Raw genomic sequence first — 23,731 nt, forward strand, 5'->3', positions numbered from 1 at the left:
GCACGGTCACCGACGTCGGTGGTGGCTGGCCTGCGGGACTCATCGGGGAAGTCAGTGAGTGGATTGAAGGGCTTCACCCTGGCGCCCGCAGCTTCACGTGCGACCTCGTGTCGCGTGAACCGGATGGCAGCATCGCCCCGATTGATCGAGGTAAAGGGCAGGGGCGGGCGCAGCACATCGGTTTCGCTCCTTGACCGGCAGCGGGAGGCAATGCTTGACCTCGGGCCGCACTGGTGGCTCTACGTCGTACTGGACTGCCGGACGACACCGGTCCTGGTCGTGGTTCGGGAGCCGCGCCGGCTGCCATGGGAGCTAATCACTCCCGCTCGGGATCTGCCGGAAGGCCAGTCCCGCGGGGTGAGCGACGAAGGCGTATGGCACACGATGCCGAGGGACATGCTCGCCTTGGGGGAGCAGATCGGTCTCCCTAACCTACCTCCTAATGCCATGGATGATGCCGTGTGCTGGCCCTGACCAGCGGCTTTCAGAGGGCGATGCACAAGCGCGGCGCATCCGAGCGGACGCCGTCGACGTCGCGATCAGAGCGGCGAGCCGATGCAACGCATGTATTGCCTTGCTGGGCCATCCCGGTCGTAGCTCCAGGCTGTCCGGAGGATGCGATCAGTGGGGGCGACCACGTCTCCAGCGGAAGACCTCACTCCCGATTCGCCGTCGGGGAGCCCGAACTTGCTGCACAGAGCCAACCGGGCTGGTTCCCACCCTGTGGGAACCAGCCCGGTTCGCTGCTGTCGGGCGATTACGCGTTGCTGTCCGGCGTCGCCATGCGGTAGGTGCGCGGCCGGTCGCTCGTCTGCTCGGCGATGCCCTGCTGGACCAGGCTGATCAGGGTGTTGGCGATGGCTCCCGAGGACCTCTCGATCACACGGCTGATCTTGGTGGCGGTGAATGCCTCACCGGGATGCGCCTGCAGGTGGTCGATGACCATCTGGCGGAGCGCTCCGGGCGCGAGCCGTTTCTTCGAACCCGATTGGATGGCCGCCATCGCCGGTGCGGGCGAGGGCTGTTCGGGGCTTGCGGGTGGGGCAGGGGCGTTCTTGGCTGCGGAGCCGTCGATTTCGTCGTGGTGTGGGTCGGCGTGGTTCCCGGAGACGGCCTTGGGCTGCGGGTCGTTCTGGTGTGTGTTGTCCTGTGGTGTGTGGGTTACCGATGCATCGGCTGCGCTCGTCCCGTCGTCGGGGCTCGTGTCGTCGCCGCCGGTTGCGGTTGCGTCGGCCGGGGTGCTCTCGTCGCCCGTGTGGCCGGGTTCTGACTCAGATGTGTTGGTGGTGGAGGGCTCAGGGGCGGTGGGCGTGGGCTCCGACGTGCACGAGTCGTCGCCGCTGCTGGTCTCGGCAACGCGCGTGGCGTGCCAGCGGTCGGGGATGCGGTGCGGGCCGTCGTGGCCGCCCGGGGTGCGGATGGCCAGGCCGTGTTCCTCCAGGGTGACCAGGGCCTTGCCGGCGGTGGAGCGGCCCAGGCTGGTGGCGAGGGCGAGTTCGGCGGCCGTGGCCCCCTCGTCACTGGGGTGGGTGATCAAATGACCGAAGACGACGGCGGGGGCGCCGGCCAGACGGGCCAGCGGATCGGGGTCGGGTACCGGGTGCAGCATGCGTGTGTCGTTGGTGGTGTCGGACATGAGGGAACCTCGACTCTGTCGATGTCGGGTGGGAGAGGTCCCCGGCCGGGGGCGAAACCGCGTGGGTGCGGGTCGTGGATGTTCGCCGGGCGCGTGCGCATCGCGTGTCTCCCGTGCGGACGTGGCCGTGGCGTGGGCGGGTTCACGGATTGTCCGTGGTCCCGCCGAGCGTGGTCGGCCACGACCATGGACGCTCTGCTCCGGCGGGAAGTCAAGCGGGCCGATCACTTCGGATCGGACCAGCTCAGAGAGGTGTTACGACCGTTGGACGGGTGCGATGCGTCAGCCGTGTGCCGATCGGGGAGCGGGGCAACCGAACATCACCCTCCGTCGGAACCGATCGGTGCGGGGCCGCGACGGATCGGGTGACGGGTCGGCGGCTCAATTGACGGAGGGGTGCGGTGGATTGCGATCGCGGGACAGGAGCTGCTCGCGGATCTGTCTGGCGCGCCGTGGCCCGATGCGCAGATCGGTGCGCAGCCGCCAGACGCTGACGGGCTTCCCTGTGGTGGCGAGGGAAGCATCGTGCAGCGCGACGGCTCGTGGCCACACATCGGCGTCTGGTGCCGTGTCATCGGTTCGTGGGGGACCGGGTGCCAGCAGGGGATGATGGCGCGTGTCGTCGCCCGTGTGGGGCTGGGCATGAGCGGTTTCCGCGGCGGCAGCGGTGTTGGCTGAGGCGGGTGAGGAGCTGGTTCGGTTCCTTGGGTGCGAGACGGTCGGCGCCTCGGGACGGCTCTTGCCGGGATCGGTGCTGTCAGGGCGCGATCGGGATGTGCTGCGGGTGGGCAGGCACTGCTGCTCGGGCGGATCGGCACTCGTGATCCGGTCCATGAGGTCGGTGACGGTCCGTCGGTAGGCGGCGATCGTTTCGGTCAGGGCGATCAGGAGCAGAGCCGGGGTCAGGTGCAGGAGGACGGCTGCCGGATCGGCCTGGTGGGGTAAGCCGATCTGTCCGTCGGGCCACAGGCTCTCCCAGGAGTTCATGAGAGCGGCGGTGCATCCGGCACTCCAGCGCAGAGCGGTCGACCAGGCCGGCGGGCGGATCCCCCAGGAGGCCAGGCGCGCGTCCACGTACAGGACTCCGGCCAGGGCCGTGCCGATCATCGGGTCGAGGAGGATGGCGATGGGCAGCGGGACGTTCCGGCTCGTGGCGAAGCGGGTGACGTTGACGGTGGTGAAGACCAGGGCGAGGAGTCCGACCGCGCACAGGACCCAGGTCATGGTGCGTAGCAGGCCGACGGCTTCGCGGGCCGCGATCTGCTTCACCGGGCCTCGCTTCTTCGCAGTGAAGGCCGTGTCGCGCCTTGAAAGGTGGGGGAGTCGGTGCGGGCGGGGCCTTGGCGTACGACGGCTCCGGGGTGTGGGGCGTCGATGGCCTGCCCGGCGCCGGTGTAGAGGGCGACGTGGGTGATGGCGCGGGGGCTGTTGCCGAAGAACAGCAGGTCGCCCGGGAGTAGTTGCGTGCCCTGGGGAAGACGGGGGCCGGCGTCGTACTGGCCTTGTGCGACGCGTGGGATGCTGATGCTGGCGGCATGGTAGGCGGCCTGGGTCAGGCCGGAGCAGTCGAAACCACCGTCGGCTGGGCCGTCTCCTCCCCATACGTAGGGGGCGCCGAGCTGGGCGCGGGCGAAGGTAATCGCCTTGGCGGCAGCTTCTGTTGGGGTGGGGGCTGCGGCCTCGTATCTGCGGGCGATGTTGAGGACCTGGTTCACGTAGGCGTCGGAGTGGTTGTAACTCCAGATGGCGTGCCGCAGGTTTTTGCCGTTCTTCGCGCCGTTGGCGCACAGCAGCCGGGCGGCGGCATAGACGGCGTCGACCGGGTCCCACGGCGTGAGTGGCTTCTTGCCACCCGCCGGCACCGGGTTGGCGTATGCCTGGAAGGTGGACGGCAGGAACTGCATCGGTCCGACGGCGCCTGCCGAGGAGACCATGCCCGGGTTGCGGGCGTGGTCGGTCTCGACCTTGCCGATCGCGGCGAGGATCGTCCAGGACAGGCCCGGGCACTCGGGGGCGGCGCGCTGGTAGAGGGCGAGCATGTATGCGGGGATGTCCGCCAGCGCCTGTTTGCTCGGTGAGGCTGCCACGCTGCCGCCGGAGGACAGACCGCCCAGCAGGGCGGCGATGGCGAGAGCGGGCAGCATCGGCAGGGCCAGGACCGCGCAGCCGACGCCTGTGGCGGTCTTGGCGAACAGGGAACTCACGCCGCTGCCTCGGGTGCCGGTGGGAGCGGGGGCACCGGGAGGGTGAGGGCGGTGTCGGCGTCGGTCGGTTCCAGTTCGGCAGCCGGACCGGTGCCCGGCCAGCGGGCAGCGAGGTTGGTGAGGGTGGTGCGGCGGGTGTCTCCGGGACCGAGCGGGCTCCACCAGGGGCCCCAGGGCTCGGTGGTGGTGAAGTCTGTGGACGAGGTCGCGACGTGCAGGCCCAGTTCCCGTGCGGGGGTGGTGAGTCGGCGCCGCAGCCCTTGGTCGCGGGTGGCGGTGCGGGTGTGGATGAGCAGGGCCGGCCGGGCGCCGGCTGTCGTGGCGAAGGCGGCGTAGCCGACGAGTTTGGCCTCGACGCGTGCGAGGGTCTGGCTGCCGGTGTCGTATTCGAGGAAGAACGGCAGCAGGTGCTTGCCGTCGCGCCAGTGCGCGTAGGCGTCGGGACGGACGAGGTCGCCCCAGCGGCGGGCGCAGGAGCGTTCGGACAGCCAGAGCGGGAGGCCGGTTTCCGGGGTGGTGCGGCCGTGGGCGGCGAGGTGGGTGAGGAGTTCGTTGACGCCGAGGTCGTGGCCGAGGGAGGGGGAGTAGGCGATGCGGCCGGTGTGGCTGGGGCGCCAGCCGAGGCCGGCGAGGTCGCAGCCGGCGTGGGCGGCGAGGACGGCGGCGCCGGCGGGACCGAGAGTGTAGTGCTCGGGGGCGGAGCCGGTCTGGGTCAGGGGACGGAAGGAGTCGAGCACGGCGTGCTGGTGCAGGGTGCGCAGGCGGCGCTGGGCGGAGCGCAAGGAGGTGTAGGCGAGTGCGGCGATCTGGTGGGTGGTCAGGACACGGTGTTCGTGGAGCATCCGTGTCAGCCAGAGGTCGCGGGCGGTGAGGGTGCGGGAGAGCGCGGCGACGTCGGTGTGCCGGACCGGGCGTGGACGCGTGGTGGCGGTACGGGCGGTGTAACGGGAGCCGGGGCCCACGGCGGGGCGGGGCAGTGCGGACATGACAGATCACCACCGGAAGGAGACGGAGAACAGGAGTGAGGGTGTGGATCAGGGGCGTGTGGCCGGGCGCGGGCCGGTGCGCCCGCCGGCTGCCGCCCGCAGGTCCTTGGCCCGGCCGGGCATCGGGGGTGGCAGGGGGCGGGTGGTGAGGGTGAACGCGGCGGATTCGGCGCCGCGGGTGAGCAGGTGGGCGGCGGCCTGGTAGGGGCCGAGGTGGGCGAGGTCGTGCGCGGCTACCGTCGGGAGCGTGTGCCGTTCGAGGGCGCCTGCGTCTTCGGGGGAGGCGTTGAAGAAGATCTTGTTGCGGGCGTTGGCGGAGATGCCTTCGCGCAGGTCGCGGGGGAGCTGGGCGAGGTGTTGGTGGGCCAGCAGCATGGACAGGCGGTAGCCGCGTGCCTCGGCGAGCATGTCTTCCAGCGGGTACGGCAGGGTCAGGAAGTTGTGCGCCTCGTCGATGCTGAGCGTGGCGTCGATCCGGGCGTGCTCAGGTGTGCGGGCGCGGGCGGCGGCGGCCTGCCAGGTGCCGGCGACGATGAACGAGCCCAGGAGCCGGGCAGTCTCCTCGCCGATCGCTCCCTTGGGTAGGCGGGCGAGCAGGATGCCGCCGTCGAGGACGCCGGCGAGGTCGAAGGTGGAGGGGCCGGCGGCGATGGCGCGGCGGGCGAAGTCGCGCAGCAGAAAGGCCCGCAGCTTGTTCATCACCGGGCCGACCACGGCCGCTCGGGAGGGCTCGGACATCGACTCGTACCAGTCCCAGAAGCCCCGCAGGACGGGATCCTTGAGGGCGGGGATGATCCGCAGCCGGTAGGCGGACTCACCCAAAAGACGGGGCACGTCGGCGAGGGTGACCAGCTGGCGGGTGCGCTCGCGGTGCTTGAGCAGCGTGAGGCACGCGGCGCGCATGACGTCGTCGGTGCGCGGCCCCCAGAACGCAGTGAAGATCCGGCGGAAGATGCCGGTGATGTTGTCGACGACGACGTCGATGTCCGCACCGTCGAGCACGTTCAGACAGGGCGGGGTGTGAGGGTCGTCGGGGTCGATGAGGACCAGCCGGTCGGCGCAGGTGTCCGGGAGGCGGTCCAGGAGGTCGGTGACCAGGTCGCCCTTGGGGTCGATGACGATGACGCCACGGTGGTTGCACACGTCGTCGAGGACGAGGTTGGCGATGAGGGTGGACTTGCCGGAGCCCGTCGCGCCCATGACATGGAGGTGGTGGCGGGCGTCGGCGACCGCGAGTCCGACGCCGCGGCGGGCACCAGTGTCGGCGAGGCCGAGGGGCTTGACCCCGTTACCGGGCGAGGGTTCGGGAATGCTGGGCGGGGGCAGAACGGAGCGGGCACCGGCCCGCTGGAGGCCGGGTGCGTCCGCATCGGCGGGCAGGTGGGCCAGAGCGGCGAGTTCCGGGACCGACAGCAGCGCTGGCCGCGCGAACGGGAAACAGCGGCTGCTCAGATGCGGCTCGGGGTGGCGCAGGCGGGTGCGCGTGAGGTAGTTGCGGTCGGCGTACAGGCCGAAGGCCGAGGCGAGCGCGTGGGCCCGGCCGCGCGCCACATCCTCCGCACGCTCCACCTTGGTCGAGCAGGTGGCGGCGTAGGTGAGGACGCACTGCCACTGCGGGCCGGAGAGCTTCGTGGCCGTTTGCCGTACGGTGGCGCCGTGTTCGGGGTCCTGTTTGCCGGTGGCGGGGGGCTGGGCGCGGTGGAGGAGGAGTGCGGCGAGGGCGAGTGGCCGGGCGGGCGTGTGTCCGGCTTTCAGTCTCCGGGCCTGGCGGCGGGCTCTGCGCAATGCGCTGCCGGTGGCGGGGCGGGCCAGGATCTGCACGCACGCGGTCTCGTCTTCGCCCATGCCGGTGGCGGCCTGGAGCAGCGCCCGAAGCGGGTCCGTGGCATGGTCGGTGCGCAGCGGCATCACGTCAGGACGGGCGGAGCGCAGCCGACCGGCGGTCACCGTGTGGCCGGGCGGGAGGAGCGGGGCGGGCCCGGCGATGCGGGTGTGGGCGCCGGGCCAGGCGGCCTCGACGGCGCGGCGTACCAGACCCAGTGGCACGGTGTCGGGCAGCCACAGCCGGATGCACAGCCCGGTGTGGGACCAGGTGTATTCGAAGGCGAGGTGCGGCTGGCCGGTGGTGATCCGGCGCCACCAGGGGCGCAGGAGACCGGCGAGCTGGGCCCACAGAACTTCACCCCCTCGGGGAGCGACCGTGGGCGGCGCGAGGACCTCCACGCAGCGTGCGCCCTGGGCGAGACGCCGCTCGTGCCACAGGCGCAGGTGATACCTCACCGTCGAGCCGCCGGCCACGGCGACAGCCACGCACGGAGCGAGGACGGGAGCGTGGACTGCGAGCCAGCCGACGCCGTGGCCACTGTTCGTGGTCCAGAAACCGCCTGGGTCAGTAAGGAAGTCCACCAAGGGCCCACCCGGCGTCGGGGAGGCGTGGGGGAGGCGCGCCGTCATGACTCCCATCCCGCCTCGTCACCGGAGGCGTCATCGGTATCGGGATCCTCGTCTGCCAGATATCGGGATGCGAGTTCGCCCGGATCCGTCGTGATCACTTCGTGCTCGCCCGGTGCCGCGACGCTGATCAGCGCCACCTTGTGGCGGCGGTCCCCGGTCAGCAGTAGGGCCTCGCCGCGGGTCGCGGAGAGCAGGAACTCCCTCTCGCCGTGGCAGAGATGGAAGTTGTCGCTGATCACCTCGATGGCTTGCGGGGCCTGGCGGAGCAGGATCTGGGTGGCCGCGTTGGAGACGATGGCACGCCCGAGCGGGGAGGCGAGGACGTCATCAGCGTCCTGGGTCACCAGCGCAAGGCCGGTCCAGCGTTTACGGGCGGCCTTGGCCATGCGGAACAGGAAGCCGGCACCCGCGCCGTCACGCATCAGCAGCCATGCCTCGTCCACCACGACCAGGTGCCGGCCCGGTGGCGTGCGGTGAGTGACCTGCCGCCAGATCGCGTCCAGCGCGAGCAGCATGGCCGGCGCCTTGACCTCTTCGGGCAGCTGACGCAGGGCGAACACCACGAGATGCCCGGTGGTGGATGCGGTGCTGTGGCCGTTGAACAGCCGTGCGTGCGAGCCGGTGGTGAATGGAGTCAGCCGGTCGGCGAGATCAAATGCCGCTTCGCTTCCGTCCTCAGCCAGGATGGTGGCGAGGTCGACGAGGGTCGGCGGGGTGCGCTGCCAGGTGCGGGGGTCTGCGGTGATCCCGGCGCGGGTGTATGTGGCGAGAATGGCGCGGTCCAGGACTGCCTTCTCGGCCGCGGTCAGTTCGCTGCTCAGCAGGACGGCGAGGAAGGTGTGCAGGAACAGCACGCGCCGCGTCAGGACGTCCTCGCTGCCGTCCGGTGCTGCCGGGAGGTCGAAGGGGTTGAGGCGTACGCCGTTGGCGCCGAGCGCGATGACGTGCCCGCCGACGGTTTCGGCGAGGCGGACGTACTCGTCCTCCGGGTCGATGATCGAGGCCGTCACGCCCGTGAACAGCAGCCGGAGCAGTTCCAGTTTGGTCAGATAGGACTTGCCGGCGCCGGAGCGGGCCAGAGTGATGGAGTTGTAGTTGTCCTGCGCGAAGCGGTCCCACAGCACCGGGGCGCCGGAGACCGCGTTGAGCCCGTAGAGCACCCCGGATGCGATTCCGTCCTCGTCGGTGGTGATCGGCAGATCTGGGCTGGTGAAGGGGAAGCAGGCGGCGAGCGCGGCGGTGTCAAAGGTACGGCGGATCTTGAGCGTGTCGATGCCCAGGGGGAGGGTCGCGAGCCAGCCGGGCAGGGCCCGGTAGGTGGTGGGAGCGATGGTCATGAGCAGGGACTCGGCGACCGCCCGGACTGCGGCGGCCTGCTCGGCCAGGCTCTCCTCGTCTGGGGCGTGCACGGTCAGGTAGAAGGCGACGTGGAAGAGCTTTCCTTCGCCCCGGGCGATGCGATAGGCGAGATCGGCGGCATCTGCGGCGGCGGCCTCCACCTCGGGATCGTCCAGGTGGCCCTTGTCGAAGCCGGCGCGGCGGCCGGACTCCAGGCGCGCGCGCTGTTTCTTCAGCCCGGCAGCGGCGACGGCGTTGGGTACGGGCTCGATGTGCAGGGCGATGTCCAGGTGGCCGGGGAAGTTCAGCAGCGGGGCGAGCCAGCCGGGGGTGACCTCGGCCGGGTAGCCGGTGACCACCAGTGTGGTGGCCACGTGCGCGCCGATGGCCAGGGCCCGCGCGCGCACCTCAATTGCCTCGGGACCCGCCACATCCAGCAGGTGGGCGCCGTCAACCATCGGCGCCCCGGCAGCAATGTTCCGGGTACGGATGCGAAGCCGGGTCATACAAGCTCACCTTCCGATCCGCCCTCGGGCGGGGTGGGGGTATCGGGGTTGCAGGCGGCACGGACCAACTTGGCGCTTTGCTCGGCGTCCAGCGGCGTGACGGTGATCTCCGCGGCGGTCAACGCGTGGGCAGCCTCAGCCACGCGCTGACGGACCCGCCCTTCGCCCGCGTGACGTCGCGTGCCCGGTGCCGTGGCTTCTTCGCGGGTGACCAGCACGATCTGCCGGCCGAGCAGGTTGCCGCCGGTGGCGAGGTCGGCGAGGAAGTCGGCGTGTGCGCGGGCGGCGCGTTCCAGCGCGGGGTGCGGGAGCGCGGCGGCGTCGTGCTGCAGGGTGTCGGAGAGTGGGGTGAGGTCGATGCGTTGGCAGCGCACCAGCAGCTGGGTGGGCCCGGTCAGGGAGTTGAGCCAGCGTGCGAACGCGGCGGTCAGGCTCTGCTGCTCGGCCGCCGAGCGCAGTTCGAAGTTGACCGTGGAGCACGAGGCCAGGGCCGCCTTGCCCTCAAGGTGCAGGTCGAGCACTCCTTCAGCGGTGATGCCGCCATGGGGCATGCGCATCGCGGCCGGAGACGGACCTGCGGCTGCGGCCCAGCGGCCAGGAACGACGGTTGGTAGGGGTGGTACTCCTTCGGGGGCGTGTACTTGGCGTTTCGGGGCGCGGGCGTGGGCGAGCGCGCAGAGCAGGAAGCGGTCGAGACCGATTCCCTCTCGGCGGCCGACTGCGAGGGCGGCTACTGCCCCAGCGATCGGGATGACGAGGACCACGTATGCGAGCGGCGTCATGAAGGGGCGTGTGGCCCACCAGCCGCCGTACAGCACGAGAGCCGCGACAGTGAGGATGGCCGTCTGCCGGGCGGTGAAAGGCCCCAGAAGGCGGTCGGGGCGGGAGATGTCGGCGGGAATGCGGGTGGTGGTGTACGGGGCGTGTGCCGCCTCATCGGATGGATGCATGCGGGTTACCTCCGTGGTGGTTCGAGGGGCAGGCGCAGCTGCATCGGGTGCGGCGGCCGCACGCGGACGCGGCGGGCAGGAACAGGTAGGGCCAGTTGGCGCCCTTGGGCCGCGCGGGCCGGCCGAACCGCCGGCGGTGGCGCGGGAACGGTGCGGGCCACTGGCGCAGACGCAGCGGGCGCAGTGCGGGCCGCGGGGGTCGGTGCCGGGGCGCGCTCGGCGTGGATCGGCAGCCACAGCTGGGTGGGCCTCGGCGGTCGAGTGGGGGTGCGCGGGGCGGCGACGGGCAGGGCTAGTTGTCGGGTCTGGCGAGCCTGGGCGGGGTGGAGCACCGTGCGGGGACCTCTCGGTGTACGGACGGCAGAAGCCGCCCTGGGACCGCGGCGCTGGGGAGCCCGGCCCGGTCGGGGAACGGCGCCAGGAGCGACGGCTGCGGCGGGGACCGGATGCGCACCTGCGCCGCCGGCGCGGGCCGTGCCGGTCCCGGCTGGTGCACCGGGGGAGGAGTGACCCGATGCTCCCCGGTGGCCAACGGGACGGGAGAGGACCGTACGGCTACGGTCCAGCAGGGCCCTGCCCCGGCCTCGCATATCTCCGTGCCCGGATCCCGCGGCGGGCGGTCGGCTCCCACGGGGCCCGCCCCTGCCCCGTCCCGGACGGCCACCTCCGCCACCTCCGGGTCTGCCACGGCCAAGAGGAGATCCGGCGCCCCCACCACCGCCGGGACGGCGACGCAGCAGGTTCATGCCCGGCAGGTAGTGGTCCATGAGCCGGTACATCGCCAGGTGTTTGAGTATCCGCAGCCCGGTGGGTGCGTGCGGATGGTGCACGGGGGTGCCGCGCAGGACGACCTGCAGCGTCCAGCCGGGAATCTTGAACAGTGCCCAGAACAGGGCCACCCCGGCGAGCATCGTGCCCAGCTGGTCGGATTTGGGGATGCCGAGGGCGGTGGCGCCGGGTGCGAAGAACAGCTTCAAAGCGAGGATGAACGTCATCGACTGGGTGACCTGGATGGTCAGGCATCCGGCAAGGCCGCGCCACCACAGGCGGGCGACCGGATCGGTCAGGGGATGGGCGTGACAGGCCAGCATCAGGGGCGCAAAGGCGGCCAGGAGCGCCATCACCGCGACGCGGACCATAAAGCCGATCAGCACCGCGAGTACCAGCGCCGTGGTCACGATCGCCAGGATGAGCAGGTACAGCTGCAGGCCCGGGGCGCCGAACAACGCGAAGGGCAGGACGCGTTCAACCATGCCCTGCCCGGCGTCCGCCATGTCGGTGGCCATGATCGCGTGGGCGAGGGCATTGGACAGGCTGATCGCCTTGCCCATCACGGTCAGTGAGGCGGCCGCCGCGACCATCCCCATCAGCAGGCGCGGGGCGATCTGCTGCAGGGCGTAGCGGTTCTGGACGGTCTCGTAGCCCATCACCGTGATGCCGCCCGCTGTCACGAACAGCACGTAGATCCCGGCGGTGATACTCAGCATCCAGGTCCACAGCCGTTTGATGTCGGCGTGCTTGGTGACATCGGGGGTGGCCAGCAGGGTGTCGGCGAGGAACTCGCGGGCCGGCTTCATGAGCTGCTCGATCAGCGTGCCGAGGAACGAGGTGATCGCGTTCATGATCATGCCGGGGATGTCGAGGAAGCCCCAGCCGGTCGCCTTGTCGCATCCGACGCCTGCGGCCTCGCACGCCGAAGGGCTGGCCCCTGGCGTCGGCTCGGGGGAGGCCGGCCGTTCTGGCTTCGGCGCGGGACGGCCGGGAGAAGGCGTGGCGCCGGGCGTGGGATCCGGCCTTGGTCCGGGCTCAGGCGCAGGCGAAGACGCTTCGGGGCCGGGCGCGGGCTGCGGTTCGGGCTGAGGCGGATCCGGGGCTGCCGGGGCGAAGGCAACCGTACTCACGGCGTCCGCGGAGTCCGCCTGGGCAAGCGGAACCACGACGAGAGCAGCCAGGAACAGCAGCGGCAGGACACGGCCAAGACGCCTGGTGCGCATCACCGCTTGCCCCCGCCCGCACCGACGATGCCCTGCAGCACCGTCACGATCACCGGGGCCAGGATCGCCAGCCCGTAGCCGATCGCCGCGGCCTTCAACCCCCGTTTGGCGGCCTCTACTTCGCCGGGATCACCGCCGGCCATCAGGTAGCGCAGCCCGCCGAAGGTCAGGAACAGGGTGGCGAGCCCGGCGAGGGTGCCAATGATCCAGTTCCGTAGATTCGTGATGACGGTCGGGATGTCCGCGACCGCCCATACGTAGGGCGGATCCGCCAGCAGCACCGAAGCGGTGCAGGCCGCGAGGAACCCCAGCCGGAAGAACCACCGGCCGAGCGACCGGACCACCGGCCGGTACGGCCGACGGAACCTTGCGAGCATGGCAGCAAACCTCCAAGGGCACGCAGCCGGACAGGACGGAAACCGGGTGCAGGAGCGGGAGCGCCCGGGGGGAGTGAGAGAGGCAGGCGCGCGGTGAGCAGAACCCTGGACCCGGGGCCGGCCTCCTTCGAGGTGCCACGGAACGGGTTTCTCGGGTGTCAGCACGAGACGGTCGTGCTCACCGCGCGCCGTGCGGCGCCCTGCCCGAGGCGTCGGCCGCCGCTCCGGAGCGGAGCCGGCGGCTTCGTCCGAAGCCGGGCTGGGCCGCCGTCACTCGTGAATAGGGAGGCTTTTGGCTGGAATTGACATCCAGCCGTCGGGAGATCACCCAGTCGGGCGCTCTACAGGTTCTCGACCTGGCGTCGCAGATATGCGGCCAGGTGCTGCTCGGCGGCGCTGCGGTGGCGGTAGAGCTGACGCACGCTCACCCCGCGCTCGGCCGCGAGTCGGCTCATGGGTTCCCCGTCGAGGCGGGTACGGGCGATCAGGCGCGCCTCCGCCACGTCGACAACCCGTGCCTGTACGGCTCGGTCCAGCACCGTCAGCTCGTGCACCGGCTCACCGTGATCTGCCCGGGAAGTGGAGCACAGGTGGTCGAGCGGAACGGTATTCGCGCCGGTTTCGCGGGTGGCGTGGCGGCGTGCTGCGTACACGAGTCGGTGCACGGCGCGGTCGGCGGCGCTGAACAGTTCCCGGTCCAGACGCTCCATGCCGGGGTCGACCGTGTGCAGGGCCGTGGCGACGGCGGCCAGTGCCTCCTGTTCGACCTCGGCACGCTCCAGGTGGACGGGGCGGGCGAGGCGGGCGAGCATCCGGCGCAGCACCGGCACGGTCATGGCCACGGCGACCACATCCCACGGTTCGCCGAGGTCGCGGGCGCGCCGGACCACCTCGCGCCAGGTCTGCTCGCGCAGGTCGGCGCGGGTGGAGGGGTGGGCGAGGTGAGTGCGGATCCGGTCGACCGGCCAGGCCGCGCGGTCGGGTTCGTCGCAGACCAGGTGTGCGGGGAAGGTGAGGGGCTCGGCGGCGTGGGCGAGGACGAGGAATGTCTGTTCCAGCTCTCCGAGCGGGGAACGAAGAGTGCTCTGCGGGCGGGCGGCGGTGGGGGGATGGGGGTGGCGGTGGTGCATGGTGCATCTCCCGTGACGGTGTGGACGACTTCCGCCGCCACCCCTCCCAGGCCCCCGTGTCACCGCCGGCCCACCCACACGCCAGTGCCGCGTCACCACCGGTCGAATGGACCGGCATGTGCGACGGCCCGGATCCGCCACTCCTGCGATGGACTGGAACGACGCCTCAGCCAGAGCAGCGCAATTCGAACACAGAATTTTTCGCCCTCGATCCCATCGCCGTCATGGGGCTCACCTTCGGTGGTTCGGTAGTGGCTCGCAGCTGGCACGCGACTGGCTCGCCCGCAAGGTGACCTGCGTCAACGCCACACCCGGCGAGGAAAGGCCGCGGCGCCCGCCTCGCACGCGGAGCGACTGCCAAGGAGATCGAACACCTATGAGGCGATGGCGAAGATCGACCAGCGAGTCTCTATTACCCACGTCAGCACGAGCACGGCCGGACCCTCACCCCGGGCGCCGCTCAGCCCATGCCGAACCCCACCTCTCGCCGCCGTCGTACCGCCCACCTGCTGCCGTCGACGGTGTGGCTCCCCGCCCCGGACGAGCCCAACGCTGCTCCCATCCCGGGCGCGGTACTGCCCGCCTGGGCCCTCGACCAGATCCGCACCGACTTCGTCGGTCGCCCCGCCGACCGGCCCGCCCCGCTCCTCAAGATCGCGATCCGGGACATGTCACCGGGCATGGACGCCCGCATCCCCACCACCCCCTTCACGACCCCGGCCGACGACCAGGACGGAGCGAAGAAACTCTCCCTCCTGCTCGCCGAACTCCACCCCGACACCCTCCCCCCTTCGACCGACGATCTGCGGTCCGGCCAAAGCGGGATGCCCGGCGCACTGGAGGACGGTTGGCCCGGCTTCTTCCACCGCGCCCACCGACTCCTTCCCGACTACGGACTTCTGCTGCTGGCCACCCGCCAGCGCCGGGAGGCCGGACACCTCATCGACCCGCTGGGGACACTGATCGCTTCCGCTCGCACCGCCGGCTTCCGCTACCTCCAGCACATCGTCGTCGCCTACGCCCGCCCGGTCGGCGACCACCTCGAACCCGTCCTTCCTGCGGACATCTCCCGCGGAGTCGCGCACTGCGACCTGATCGCCCTGTCCGCGATCCGCCACGCCTAGACACGGGAAAGAGGAGATACCACCGTGTCCTTCCCCCTCTCGGTGTGGAACACCGCTCCCACCTCCGCCCCGGCTCAGCGCAAGGGCCGCTATGTGCCCGGCTCAGCTGCTCACCCCGCCAAGATGCTCCCGCGGATCGCCGCCCACGCCATCTCCACGTACACCCGCCCCGGCGACCTCGTCCTCGACCCGATGTGCGGCATCGGCACCACCCTCGTGGAGGCCATCCACCTCCACCGCAGCGCCCTCGGCATCGAGTACGAACCCAAGTGGGCCGACCTCGCACGCCGCAACGCCGCCTCCGCCACCCGAGAGGACGGCACCAGCGCCGGCGCCGTGCACTGCGGCGACGCCCGAAAACTCACCCAGCTCATTCCCGCCGCCCTCCACGGCCAGGTGGACCTCGTTCTCACGTCGCCGCCGTACGGAAGCTCCGTGCACGGGCAGGTCCGCTCCACCCGCGAGACCGGCGAACGCGGCGTGGTCAAGAAGGACTACCGCTACAGCCACGACCCCTCCAACCTCGCCCACGTCTCCACCGACCGGCTCCTGGACGCCTTCACCGAGATCCTCGCCCAGTGCCGCTTGATGCTCAGGCCCGGCGGCACTGTCGTGATCACCACCCGTCCGTGGCGCGAACGCGGCGAACTCATCGACTTGCCGTCGGCAGCCCTGGCCGCCGGGAAGGCCGCCGGCCTGACTCCCACCGAACGCTGCGTGGCCCTCCTCGCGGGCATCCGCGACGGCCGTCTGATCACCCGACCGTCGTTCTTTCAGATGAAGAACGTGCGCGATGCCCGCCGCCAGGGCATTCCGCTCGCGGTGATCCAGCATGAGGACATCCTCATCTTCACCAAGGCGGTCAGCCCGACCAGAGCGGGCGACGGTGCGCTGACGTTGAGCAGGCCACGGTGCGCTAGCCGAACGACCCGGACACACGCCACCGAAGGCGTTTGCCGACCCCGTACCCACAGAACGCAAGCAGATTGTGGCCGCCGCTGACCCATCTGACGGACAGACCACGACATGCAGAACTGGTTGAGCCACTCTTGCTGCACAGCAACCGATGGTTCGTCAGGCCCCAACACCTTCCGGGTCAGCTTGACCACCACACCTGCCGGATGGCCGGACCTGTACGGCCGCCAAGTGTGGCTTCACTGAAGGCTGATGACGGAAGCTGCCGTGCCGATTCCTCACTCAGACTGGAACCGGCACGGCAGGCCTCGGCTCGCTGCCGGACTATGCAGTCGGCTCCTGGGCCGCCGCGCGATAGGTGCGGGGTCTGTACGGTCTTCGGTGTAACTCCCGATCATGGAAGTAGCACCTGATGAGCGACGTGACTGTCTCTGTTGAGGCGGTTGAAGAGGTCCGGCCGGCCGAGTCGCCGGCGGACCTGCTGGATGACCAGTTGATCGGGCAGCTGGTCGACCGGGCCCGCGCGAGCGGCCTGCAGCTGACCGGCGACGGCGGGCTGCTGCAGCAATTGACCAAGCGCGTGCTGGAGTCCGCCCTGGAAGGCGAGATCACCGACCACCTCGGCTACGAGAAGCACGACCCGGCCGGTGCCGGCAGCGGCAACAGCCGCAACGGGGCCCGGTCCAAGACCGTTCTGACCGACGTGGGGCCGGTGGAGATCACGGTGCCGCGTGACCGCGACGGCAGCTTCGAGCCGCAGATCGTCAAGAAGCGGCAGAGGCGGCTGACCGGCGTCGACGAGATGGTCCTGTCGCTGTCCGCGCGTGGTCTGACGCACGGTGACATCTCCGCCCACCTGGCCGAGGTCTATGGCGCGAGCGTGTCCAAGCAGACCATCTCGACCATCACCGACAAGGTCATGGACGGGATGGCCGAATGGCAGAACCGGCCGCTGGACCCGGTCTATCCAGTGATCTTCATCGACTGCGTGCACGTCAAGGTGCGAGATGGGCAGGTGGCGAACCGGCCCATCTACGTCGCACTCGCCGTCACGGTGGACGGCACGCGCGACATTCTCGGCCTGTGGGCCGGCGACGGCGGCGAAGGCGCCAAATACTGGCTCCAGGTCCTGACCGAGATCAAGAACCGCGGTGTCGAGGATGTGTGCATGGTCGTCTGTGACGGGCTCAAGGGCCTGCCCGACTCGATCTCGGCGGTCTGGCCCCAGGCGGTGACCCAGACCTGTGTCGTCCACCTGATCCGGGCGTCGTTCCGCTACGCGGGCCGCCAGGACTGGGACAAGATCTCCCGCGCGCTCAAGCCGGTCTACACGGCTCCCACTGCGAGCGCGGCGGAGGACCGGTTCCTGGAGTTCCAGGAGGAGTGGGGCGCCAAGTACCCGGCGATCGTGCGCCTTTGGGAGAACGCCTGGGCAGAGTTCGTGCCCTTCCTGCAGTTCGACACCGAGATCCGCCGTGTCGTCTGCACCACCAACGCTATCGAGTCGGTCAACGCTCGCATACGAAAAGCCGTCCGGGCCCGCGGGCACTTCCCGAACGAGGCCGCAGCCCTCAAATGCGTCTACATGGCCATCATGAGCCTCGACCCCACCGGCCAGGGACGCAAACGCTGGACCATGCGTTGGAAGCCCGCCCTGCAGGCATTCGACATCGCCTTCGACGGCCGACTCTCCGTCGGCCGCCGATAACTCACATCACCCGAGTTACACCGTTGGCTGGACAGACCCTAGGTGCGCGGGCGATCGGCGACCTGCTCGATGAGGCCCTGCATGGACAGGGTGACGAGCGCATTGGCGACGGCACCGGACGAGCGGTCGATCACACGGCTGATCCTCGTGGCGGTGAAGGACTCACCGGGGTAGGCGTTGAGGTGGTCGAGGACGAGCTGCCGGAGGGCTCCACGGGCAAGGCGCCTGCCTCCACCGGGCGAGGCGGTCGCGGTGGTGACGTCTTTCGGCTGGAGGGCTGCGGAACACCGGGCAGGTGGTGGAGCGGACGAGGCGGCCCGCTTCGATGCCGACGTGTCGGACTTCTCGTCGGTGCCATGGACGGTGGACTCGTGCAGGTCCCTCAACAGGTGGCTGCTTTCCGGCGCTGGCGCAGCCGCCTGGGGCGCGGCGATTGCCTGCGCAACGGGTTCCTCACGAGCGCCGGGTTGCTCGAACGTCGGGGCCGCGGCGGTGTGGACGGCGTGCCACAGGTCGGGATGGCGATCGGGACCGTTCTTGATGCCCCGGTTGCGGTAGGCGAGACTTCGCTTCTCGAGGTCCACGAGGGACTTGAAGGTGCTGGAGCGGGCGGTGTCGGCGGCTTGGGCGATGTCATCGACGGTGGCTGGGTCGGTGAAGGCGACGAGTTGGGTATAGACGTGGAGGACAGCGGGGGACAGCCCCGCCAATCGGTCGCTGATCGTGGTGTCGGACATGAAGAGGGCCTCGCTTCCCGAAGGGCTTGAGGAGTGAGGTCCCCGGCCGGGGCGCGGCCCTTGTGGGCCGCTGATGTCGCCGGCGCGTGCGCATCGCGAGTGTTCCGGACAGACAGACCGAGGCATGGGAATCGCGGTGGTCTCCGTGATCCCGCTTGGCGCGTCGGCCGCGACCATGGACGCTCGCAAGCGGGCATGTAGTCAAGCGTCCCTACCTTGTTGATGGGGATGAGCGAGCTTCTCCGGCCGCACCGATCCCACCACGGGGCACCGTAACGCCGGCGCCGGTGCGAAGACGTTCGACCTCTCCCAGCCCGGCGGGCGTGCACGCCAAGGCCGGCGCCGTCCAGCGGCTCACCGTACTGGCCGCCGAAGCCGGACTGCCGCTCGCCCACCTTGCTGTCGCCTTCGTCCGCGCTCACCCCGCCGTCACTTCCGTGCTGATCGTGTGCCGTTCGGATATCCGTCGCTGCTGGTCAAGCCACGTATCTGTACTCGTTGATCAGGCCGCCGAGAACGCGGCTGCGTAGGACTCGCGTGGTGCTCAGGGCGGTGACCGGTGCGGGCTGCCGTTCGGCGAGCGGTGGCAACTGTCCTCGGGCCTGATGTGGGCGATGCCCGTTGTAGTGCCGGGCGTACTCGTCAAGTACTCGCCGGGCATGGGTCTCGTTCCACATCAGCACATGGTCGAGGGCCTCGCGCCGCAGGGTCCCGATGACCCGTTCACAGTGCGCGTTCATCTGTGGAGAGCGTGGTGCCGTCCTCACGACCTCGATGTTCTCGGATTCGAAGACCGCGTCAAAGGAGTCGGTGTACTTGCCGTCCCGGTCGCGGACCAAGAAGCGCAGCGTCTCGTGGCGCACGCCCAAATCGGCAGCGAGGTTGCGGGCCTGCTGCACCGTCCACTGCCCGGTCGGATGTGCGGTCACCCCGGCAACGTGCAGGCGGCGTGCACCGTGCTCGAGGAAGACCAGCGCGTAGACCCGGCTCAGGTCCACCAGGTCGATGTGCAGGAAATCGCAGGCGATGATGCCGTCGGCCTGCGCCATGAGGAACTCTCGCCACGTGGGCCCGCGTCTGCGGGGCGCAGGGCCTACGCCGGCATCGGTCAAGATCTTCCATACCGTGGAGGCGCCGGCCTGGTGCCCGAGCCTCGCGAGCTCTCCTTGGATTCTGCGGCAGCCCCAACGCGGGTTCTCTGCGGCCAGCCGCAGTACCAGTTCCTTGATCGCCTCCGCGGTCGGCCCGGCCTGCTCCGGCGTCTGCTGTAGTCCCACCTGCACGCGACGAGCCTTCGGTGCCACGCGAGCAAAGTCCCCGGCGTCACCGGGAACGCGTTCGCCCACTGCCGCTGGGGTATCAGCGAGGACAGCGCCGCGAACCACAAGCGGTCCACCGGCTGGTAGCGCACAGGGCCTGAGAGCTGCCTGCGCAGCACCGCGTTCTCGTGCCGCAAGACAAGAACCTCGGCCTCCTTGGCTGCCTGCCGACGCAGCAGCACCGCCGGGACCGACAGCAGCTTCCGTGTCACCTGGTACATCAGCGAGACAATCACTTGCAGCATGGTTCCATCGAGCCCTCGAGTACCACCAGACCCCTGCGAACTGCAGCGACGCGTTTCTGAACGGCACAACATCAAGAACCAGCGGAGCGATTTTGGCCGGGAGCTGCTTTGGCGCGAGTGATCATGGCCCCGTAAGCTCGCGGCGCGTCGGGCAGTCTGTGGACCTGCGGTACTTCTGCTGCGTCAGCTGGGCGGCCGTCTCGAGCGGAACCCAGCCGTAGCGGGCGCCGAATCGCAGCAGCTCACAGACGGTGGTCATCACCGCGTTTGCGGTCTCCTCCGATCGGAACCGCTGCTGACCGCCGCCGCCGTCGCGCCGCCGGGACGGCAGCGGCTCCTGCACCAGCCGGCGCATGAACCGGGCGAGCTGCCCCAGCGTCGGTCGGGACCAGTCCACACCATGGGCCGCGCAGGACGTCAGGTACAGAGCCGACCGGCCTGCGTAGATGCGTTCGGTGTTCCACGACAGGTGTCGCGCACGGAGCGAGTCGAGGTAGGCCGAAGCCTCGCGGTGGAGCTCATAGGTGCTGCCGTCGATCACGACCCAGGAGACGGACCCGTTCGCAGGCGAGACGGCCCTCTCCGCGCGGTAGACGGTCGTCGACGTGCCAGACGTAACTGATATGCCTTGCAAACCCTTGGATACCTTCCAGGAACATGAAGATCCCCTCCAGAACCAGAGGTGCCAGAGGGAAAGATGCTCCTGTAGTTAACCGGGCACGCTTGGGCTTACGAGTAAGACGCGATGACAATCGGGGGCCGGATCTCGGCTCCCTCCTGGTCAAGCCGCCGCTGATCAGCCGAACAGCTGGGAACCAAGCGGGTGCTGTCGGTCGAAGCCGGGGAGGATCAGGAATGTCGCGCTGGCGGTTGTGGTGGTGAATTGCAGCAGTGCGTCGGAGGTGTCCATGTGGGTGAGGGTGGCGGTGAAGGTCCGCAGGTCGTTCTGGAAGCTGATGAAGAGCAGGCCGGGGGCGGGATCGTCGGTGCTGTAGGCGCGGCGGAGCATGAGGCCGGCGCCGACCACGTTGGGGTTGGCCCGGCGGATGTGGGCGTCGACCGGGACGAGGTAGCGCCCGTCAGGTGTTTTGGCGCCAAGGTCCGGGTCCGAGGCTATGGAGCCGCCGGAGAGAGGCACGCCGGTGGTCCGGCGCCGGCCGAAGACCGCCTCCTGATCGGCGACGGAGAGCGCGGCGAACCGTGGCAGGTCGAGTTCCATGCGCCGCACTACGGCAATCGTTCCGCCGGCGACGGAAGCCGACCCGGCCAGCCACAGGTGGCGCTGTTGCTCGGCCGTCGTGTGCGGTCCCACGATGCCGTCGACGAAACCCAGCGGGTTTCGAGGCGCAGAAATGCCTTTGTCCACGGGGACGTTCGGACCGCGGCGTGCTGACTGGCGCCAGCGTTCGTGTATCCGGTCACCGGCCTGCGCCAGGAGCGCGGCGGTGACGACCGGTAACAGCAGGGCGTCGCTGGCGCAGATCTGTATCAACAGGTCGCCGCCTCGCGCCTGTGGGGCGATCTGCTCGCGGGAGAACCGGGGGAGGTCCGCCGCGCCGGGCAGTGAGGGATCGGCCATACGCACCAGGCGGGGGCCCACCCCGATCGTCACGGTGAGATCGCCCGGTGGCAGGCCCAGCAGTCGTCGATCGGTCCCCGCGGTGAGCGTGTGAATGGCCTGGCCGAGTTCTGCCAGCAGCGGGCCGACGGCCACGCTGTCGCCGAGGTCGGCCACCACCGCCAGCAGGTTGGGCTGGGCCGGTTGCGGGAGTGTGATGCCTGCCTGATAGCGGCCGAATGGCGACACCGGTGTAATTGACGCGGGGGAAGGGGGCCGGCTCGGCCGCGCTGCGGGCGATTCGCACCCGGCGGTGAGCCCGGTGGCCGCCACGGCCCCGGTGGCACCCATGAACGCGCGGCGTGACGGATGGGACTCGGCTCGGCTCACGGCGTGAAGAATGCCATATCCATTCTGGCGGCGGCGAGTTGATCGGTCTCCGTACCGGGATGACTTCATGCCAGGATGAGGCCATGCCTCGTCTCCGTCTTCGCCTGATGGTCGCGTTATTGAGCACACTGATCTGCGTACTGGCGGGCTGCGGGTCCGGCGATGACGGGCCGAGCCACGGCCGGCGGCCGTCCGGTGCGCATGTGACGATCCGCGTGCCTGGCGATGCCCCGACGATCTCGGATGCGGTGTCTCTTGCTCACCCCGGTGACCTGGTGCTGGTCGCGCCAGGGGTGTACCACGAGTCGGTGAAGGTCTCCACACCCCGGGTCACTCTCCGTGGTGAGTCCCGGGACAAGGTCGTCATCGACGGGCGGCTGCAGCAGCCGAACGGTGTCGTCGTCGCGGCGCCCGGGGTGGCCGTGGAGAACCTGACCGTGGAGAACAACACGCAGAACGGGGTGCTGGTCACCGGTTCGGCGAAGGCGGCCGCCGGCCTGCCGGGGCGAAACGGCGGCTACGACACCGGCGACGAGCCCGTCACCTTCCTGAAGTCGTTCCTGGTCTCGTATGTGACCGCGACCCGTAACGGTCTGTACGGCATCTACGCGTTCTCCGCGCAGAACGGTGTCATCGAGCACTCGTACGCGTCAGGCGGGGCCGACTCGGGGATCTACGTCGGACAGTGCAAGCCGTGCCACGTCGTGGTACGGGACAACGTCGCCGAACTCAACGCGGTCGGTTACGAAGGCACCAACGCCAGCGGTGACATGTACGTCGTCGGCAACCGCCTCGTCGGCAACCGGGTCGGCCTGACCACCGACTCCGACCACCAGGAGAAGCTGCTCCCGCAGCAGGACGCCGTCATCGCGGGCAACCTGATCGCCGCCAACCAGCAGACGGCCACCCCGGAGCAGGCCGACGGCGGGTGGGGCACCGGCATCGGCATCGACGGCGGCAGCAGCAACCAGTTCCTCCGCAACCGCATCGCCGACAACAGCAACGCCGGGCTGGTGATCACCGCGACCGCCGACATTCCACCGGTCGGCAACCAGATCACGGACAACACGTTCACCGGCAACGGCGTCGATGTCGGCTGGACGTTCCCCACTGCCACCCGGGGACGGGGCAACTGCCTGCGCGGCAACGAGCTCCGCACCACGGTGCCCGCCCGGCTCGCGACCACCACGTCGTGCCCGGTCCCGGCCAAGGCGCCCTCACCGGACGGCCGGTGGGCGATGCCGACGGCACCCGGCGGCATCCCGTTCACCGAGGTCGCGGCGCCAGGTCCACAGCCGCAGTTCCCCCACGCCCTCACCACGGGCGCCACCGCCGTCCCGGCCATTCCGGCCCTGCCCGACCCGGCAGGCATCCCGCTGCCGTCGGCGTCCCTGCTCGCCGCGAACGCGCGGGTGCAGACGCCATGAGCGTCATGAACAGCGACTACCGCGCCGGGGTGACTCCGGGCGCCGGCTCGACCGGAACGTACTTCTGGGTGTCGAAATCGATGTCCACCGGCTGCGACGCGGAACCCACGCTGGCGCGGACCCGGTACATGGTGCCGTCCGAGCCGACCCAGTAGCGCACGTTGCCCGCCGTACCGGAGCGGTCACGGGAGGACGGCCCGGTCATGACGTCCACCGGGTGCCCGTCCACCTGGTCCCGCCCCCACCAGGCGGCGCCGTTCTGCGGCAGCAGTTCGGCGTTGTCCGGCCGGTCGCTGCCGAGACCGAGCGCGATGGCCAGCGAACTGTCCAGCGAGCTGCCGGAGGACTGCAGCGCACGGCTGTACCAGCCCGAGCTGGGCGGCGACGCGGGTGCGCGGGCCGGGGCGTTCGCCATCGGGTGGACGAACACCGAGGTGGCCGTCCACTCGATCAGCCCGTCGCTGGACGTGTCGCGCCCGGTGCCGTGGACCACGCCGTAACCCAGCTTGCCCCGGTAGTCGACGGACCCGGTGACGACCAGCCCGCCGGCGGTGCCCGGCACAGTGATCGTCACCGCCCGGCCGTGCGCCTCGTAGTTGCGGAACCGCGTGATCGCCAGCCGGTTCGCCTCGTCCGACGTCAGCGCGCGCGGACTGCTGGAGCCGGAGCCGCCGCCAGTGAGGAGGAACGCGGCACCCACTGCGACGGCCGCTGCGCCGATGACTGCAGCCGC

At 70.1% G+C, this 23,731-nt stretch carries 19 protein-coding genes and 1 pseudogene; 5 read left to right on the plus strand and 15 right to left on the minus strand.

From position 1 onward, the window contains the following. The first annotated feature begins 123 nt into the window (after positions 1 to 123). A complete protein-coding gene (locus GQF42_RS47780) occupies positions 124 to 474 on the plus strand; it encodes a protein NO VEIN domain-containing protein (RefSeq protein WP_158926744.1) in 351 nt (116 codons plus the stop codon). Positions 475 to 757: 283 nt separating this feature from the next. Here the strand turns inward: GQF42_RS47780 and GQF42_RS35285 are convergent, their stop codons facing one another. The 10 genes from GQF42_RS35285 to GQF42_RS35330 all read right to left on the minus strand — a co-directional run bounded on the left by GQF42_RS35285 (position 758) and on the right by GQF42_RS35330 (position 13,575). Beyond that, the gene (locus GQF42_RS35285; RefSeq protein ID WP_158926746.1) at positions 758 to 1,636 is read right to left on the minus strand and encodes a hypothetical protein; all 879 of its coding nucleotides are present in this window, start codon (positions 1,634 to 1,636) and stop codon (positions 758 to 760) included. A gap of 381 nt (positions 1,637 to 2,017) precedes the next feature. Continuing rightward, positions 2,018 to 2,905, minus strand: coding sequence for an extensin (locus GQF42_RS35290; protein ID WP_158926748.1), 888 nt, complete (start codon positions 2,903 to 2,905; stop codon positions 2,018 to 2,020). Continuing rightward, complete coding sequence (locus GQF42_RS35295; protein ID WP_158926750.1) at positions 2,902 to 3,840, minus strand: C40 family peptidase; 939 nt, start codon at positions 3,838 to 3,840, stop codon at positions 2,902 to 2,904. The genes GQF42_RS35290 and GQF42_RS35295 overlap by 4 nt, the downstream gene beginning before the upstream one ends. Beyond that, positions 3,837 to 4,826, minus strand: a complete 990-nt coding sequence (locus GQF42_RS35300; protein ID WP_158926752.1) for a replication-relaxation family protein — start codon at positions 4,824 to 4,826, stop codon at positions 3,837 to 3,839. Before GQF42_RS35300 ends, GQF42_RS35295 begins: the two co-directional genes overlap by 4 nt. A gap of 48 nt (positions 4,827 to 4,874) precedes the next feature. Continuing rightward, a complete protein-coding gene (locus GQF42_RS35305; RefSeq protein ID WP_158926754.1) occupies positions 4,875 to 7,280 on the minus strand; it encodes a type IV secretory system conjugative DNA transfer family protein in 2,406 nt (801 codons plus the stop codon). Beyond that, a complete protein-coding gene (locus GQF42_RS35310; RefSeq protein ID WP_158930946.1) occupies positions 7,277 to 9,076 on the minus strand; it encodes a VirB4 family type IV secretion system protein in 1,800 nt (599 codons plus the stop codon). The genes GQF42_RS35305 and GQF42_RS35310 overlap by 4 nt, the downstream gene beginning before the upstream one ends. A gap of 44 nt (positions 9,077 to 9,120) precedes the next feature. Then, positions 9,121 to 10,074 carry a PrgI family protein gene (locus tag GQF42_RS35315; protein WP_158926756.1) on the minus strand — a complete coding sequence of 318 codons (954 nt, stop codon included), beginning with the start codon at positions 10,072 to 10,074 and terminating at the stop codon, positions 9,121 to 9,123. A 5-nt stretch (positions 10,075 to 10,079) separates the two neighbouring features. After that, positions 10,080 to 11,702: a hypothetical protein gene (locus tag GQF42_RS35320; RefSeq protein WP_158926758.1), complete on the minus strand. Its 1,623-nt coding sequence runs from the start codon at positions 11,700 to 11,702 to the stop codon at positions 10,080 to 10,082. Positions 11,703 to 12,067: 365 nt separating this feature from the next. Next, positions 12,068 to 12,445 (minus strand): pilin, encoded by a 378-nt coding sequence (locus GQF42_RS35325; RefSeq protein ID WP_158926760.1) that lies wholly within the window; start codon positions 12,443 to 12,445, stop codon positions 12,068 to 12,070. A 341-nt stretch (positions 12,446 to 12,786) separates the two neighbouring features. After that, complete coding sequence (locus tag GQF42_RS35330) at positions 12,787 to 13,575, minus strand: hypothetical protein (protein ID WP_158926762.1); 789 nt, start codon at positions 13,573 to 13,575, stop codon at positions 12,787 to 12,789. Between the two features lie 467 nt (positions 13,576 to 14,042). Between GQF42_RS35330 and GQF42_RS35335 the strand changes: the two genes are divergently transcribed. The 3 genes from GQF42_RS35335 to GQF42_RS35345 all read left to right on the plus strand — a co-directional run bounded on the left by GQF42_RS35335 (position 14,043) and on the right by GQF42_RS35345 (position 17,322). After that, positions 14,043 to 14,699 (plus strand): hypothetical protein, encoded by a 657-nt coding sequence (locus GQF42_RS35335; RefSeq protein WP_158926764.1) that lies wholly within the window; start codon positions 14,043 to 14,045, stop codon positions 14,697 to 14,699. Positions 14,700 to 14,723: 24 nt separating this feature from the next. Continuing rightward, positions 14,724 to 15,701 carry a TRM11 family SAM-dependent methyltransferase gene (locus GQF42_RS35340; protein WP_158926766.1) on the plus strand — a complete coding sequence of 326 codons (978 nt, stop codon included), beginning with the start codon at positions 14,724 to 14,726 and terminating at the stop codon, positions 15,699 to 15,701. Positions 15,702 to 16,035: 334 nt separating this feature from the next. Continuing rightward, entirely contained in the window at positions 16,036 to 17,322 is a 1,287-nt protein-coding gene (locus GQF42_RS35345; protein WP_373300785.1) for an IS256 family transposase, read from the plus strand. Positions 17,323 to 17,360: 38 nt separating this feature from the next. Here the strand turns inward: GQF42_RS35345 and GQF42_RS35350 are convergent, their stop codons facing one another. The 4 genes and pseudogenes from GQF42_RS35350 to GQF42_RS35365 all read right to left on the minus strand — a co-directional run bounded on the left by GQF42_RS35350 (position 17,361) and on the right by GQF42_RS35365 (position 21,571). After that, positions 17,361 to 18,059 carry a hypothetical protein gene (locus GQF42_RS35350; protein ID WP_158926768.1) on the minus strand — a complete coding sequence of 233 codons (699 nt, stop codon included), beginning with the start codon at positions 18,057 to 18,059 and terminating at the stop codon, positions 17,361 to 17,363. Between the two features lie 476 nt (positions 18,060 to 18,535). Further along, positions 18,536 to 19,614, minus strand: a pseudogene (locus GQF42_RS35355) (integrase core domain-containing protein). Positions 19,615 to 19,744: 130 nt separating this feature from the next. Next, a complete protein-coding gene (locus tag GQF42_RS35360) occupies positions 19,745 to 20,164 on the minus strand; it encodes a hypothetical protein (RefSeq protein WP_199272906.1) in 420 nt (139 codons plus the stop codon). A 255-nt stretch (positions 20,165 to 20,419) separates the two neighbouring features. Continuing rightward, positions 20,420 to 21,571, minus strand: a complete 1,152-nt coding sequence (locus GQF42_RS35365; RefSeq protein WP_158926770.1) for a Dyp-type peroxidase — start codon at positions 21,569 to 21,571, stop codon at positions 20,420 to 20,422. Between the two features lie 215 nt (positions 21,572 to 21,786). On the opposite strand from GQF42_RS35365, the gene GQF42_RS35370 reads away from it, so the two are divergent. Further along, entirely contained in the window at positions 21,787 to 22,998 is a 1,212-nt protein-coding gene (locus GQF42_RS35370; protein ID WP_158926772.1) for a right-handed parallel beta-helix repeat-containing protein, read from the plus strand. A gap of 16 nt (positions 22,999 to 23,014) precedes the next feature. Here GQF42_RS35370 and GQF42_RS35375 read toward each other — a convergent pair whose 3' ends face one another. Continuing rightward, positions 23,015 to 23,698: a hypothetical protein gene (locus GQF42_RS35375; protein WP_158930948.1), complete on the minus strand. Its 684-nt coding sequence runs from the start codon at positions 23,696 to 23,698 to the stop codon at positions 23,015 to 23,017. Positions 23,699 to 23,731: the final 33 nt, after the last annotated feature.

Source organism: Streptomyces broussonetiae, from assembly GCF_009796285.1.
Taxonomy (GTDB): domain Bacteria; phylum Actinomycetota; class Actinomycetes; order Streptomycetales; family Streptomycetaceae; genus Streptomyces; species Streptomyces broussonetiae.

Bases quoted from the DNA above. Each gene is read 5' to 3' on its own strand.
- GQF42_RS35315 (WP_158926756.1), bottom strand. From the start codon at position 10,074: ATGCATCCATCCGATGAGGCGGCACACGCCCCGTACACCACCACCCGC.
- GQF42_RS35335 (WP_158926764.1), top strand. From the start codon at position 14,043: ATGCCGAACCCCACCTCTCGCCGCCGTCGTACCGCCCACCTGCTGCCG.
- GQF42_RS35320 (WP_158926758.1), bottom strand. From the start codon at position 11,702: ATGATCATGAACGCGATCACCTCGTTCCTCGGCACGCTGATCGAGCAG.
- GQF42_RS35310 (WP_158930946.1), bottom strand. From the start codon at position 9,076: ATGGTTGACGGCGCCCACCTGCTGGATGTGGCGGGTCCCGAGGCAATT.
- GQF42_RS35330 (WP_158926762.1), bottom strand. From the start codon at position 13,575: ATGCACCACCGCCACCCCCATCCCCCCACCGCCGCCCGCCCGCAGAGC.
- GQF42_RS35300 (WP_158926752.1), bottom strand. From the start codon at position 4,826: ATGTCCGCACTGCCCCGCCCCGCCGTGGGCCCCGGCTCCCGTTACACC.
- GQF42_RS47780 (WP_158926744.1), top strand. From the start codon at position 124: ATGGCAGCATCGCCCCGATTGATCGAGGTAAAGGGCAGGGGCGGGCGC.
- GQF42_RS35305 (WP_158926754.1), bottom strand. From the start codon at position 7,280: ATGACGGCGCGCCTCCCCCACGCCTCCCCGACGCCGGGTGGGCCCTTG.
- GQF42_RS35350 (WP_158926768.1), bottom strand. From the start codon at position 18,059: ATGTCCGACACCACGATCAGCGACCGATTGGCGGGGCTGTCCCCCGCT.
- GQF42_RS35285 (WP_158926746.1), bottom strand. From the start codon at position 1,636: ATGTCCGACACCACCAACGACACACGCATGCTGCACCCGGTACCCGAC.
- GQF42_RS35325 (WP_158926760.1), bottom strand. From the start codon at position 12,445: ATGCTCGCAAGGTTCCGTCGGCCGTACCGGCCGGTGGTCCGGTCGCTC.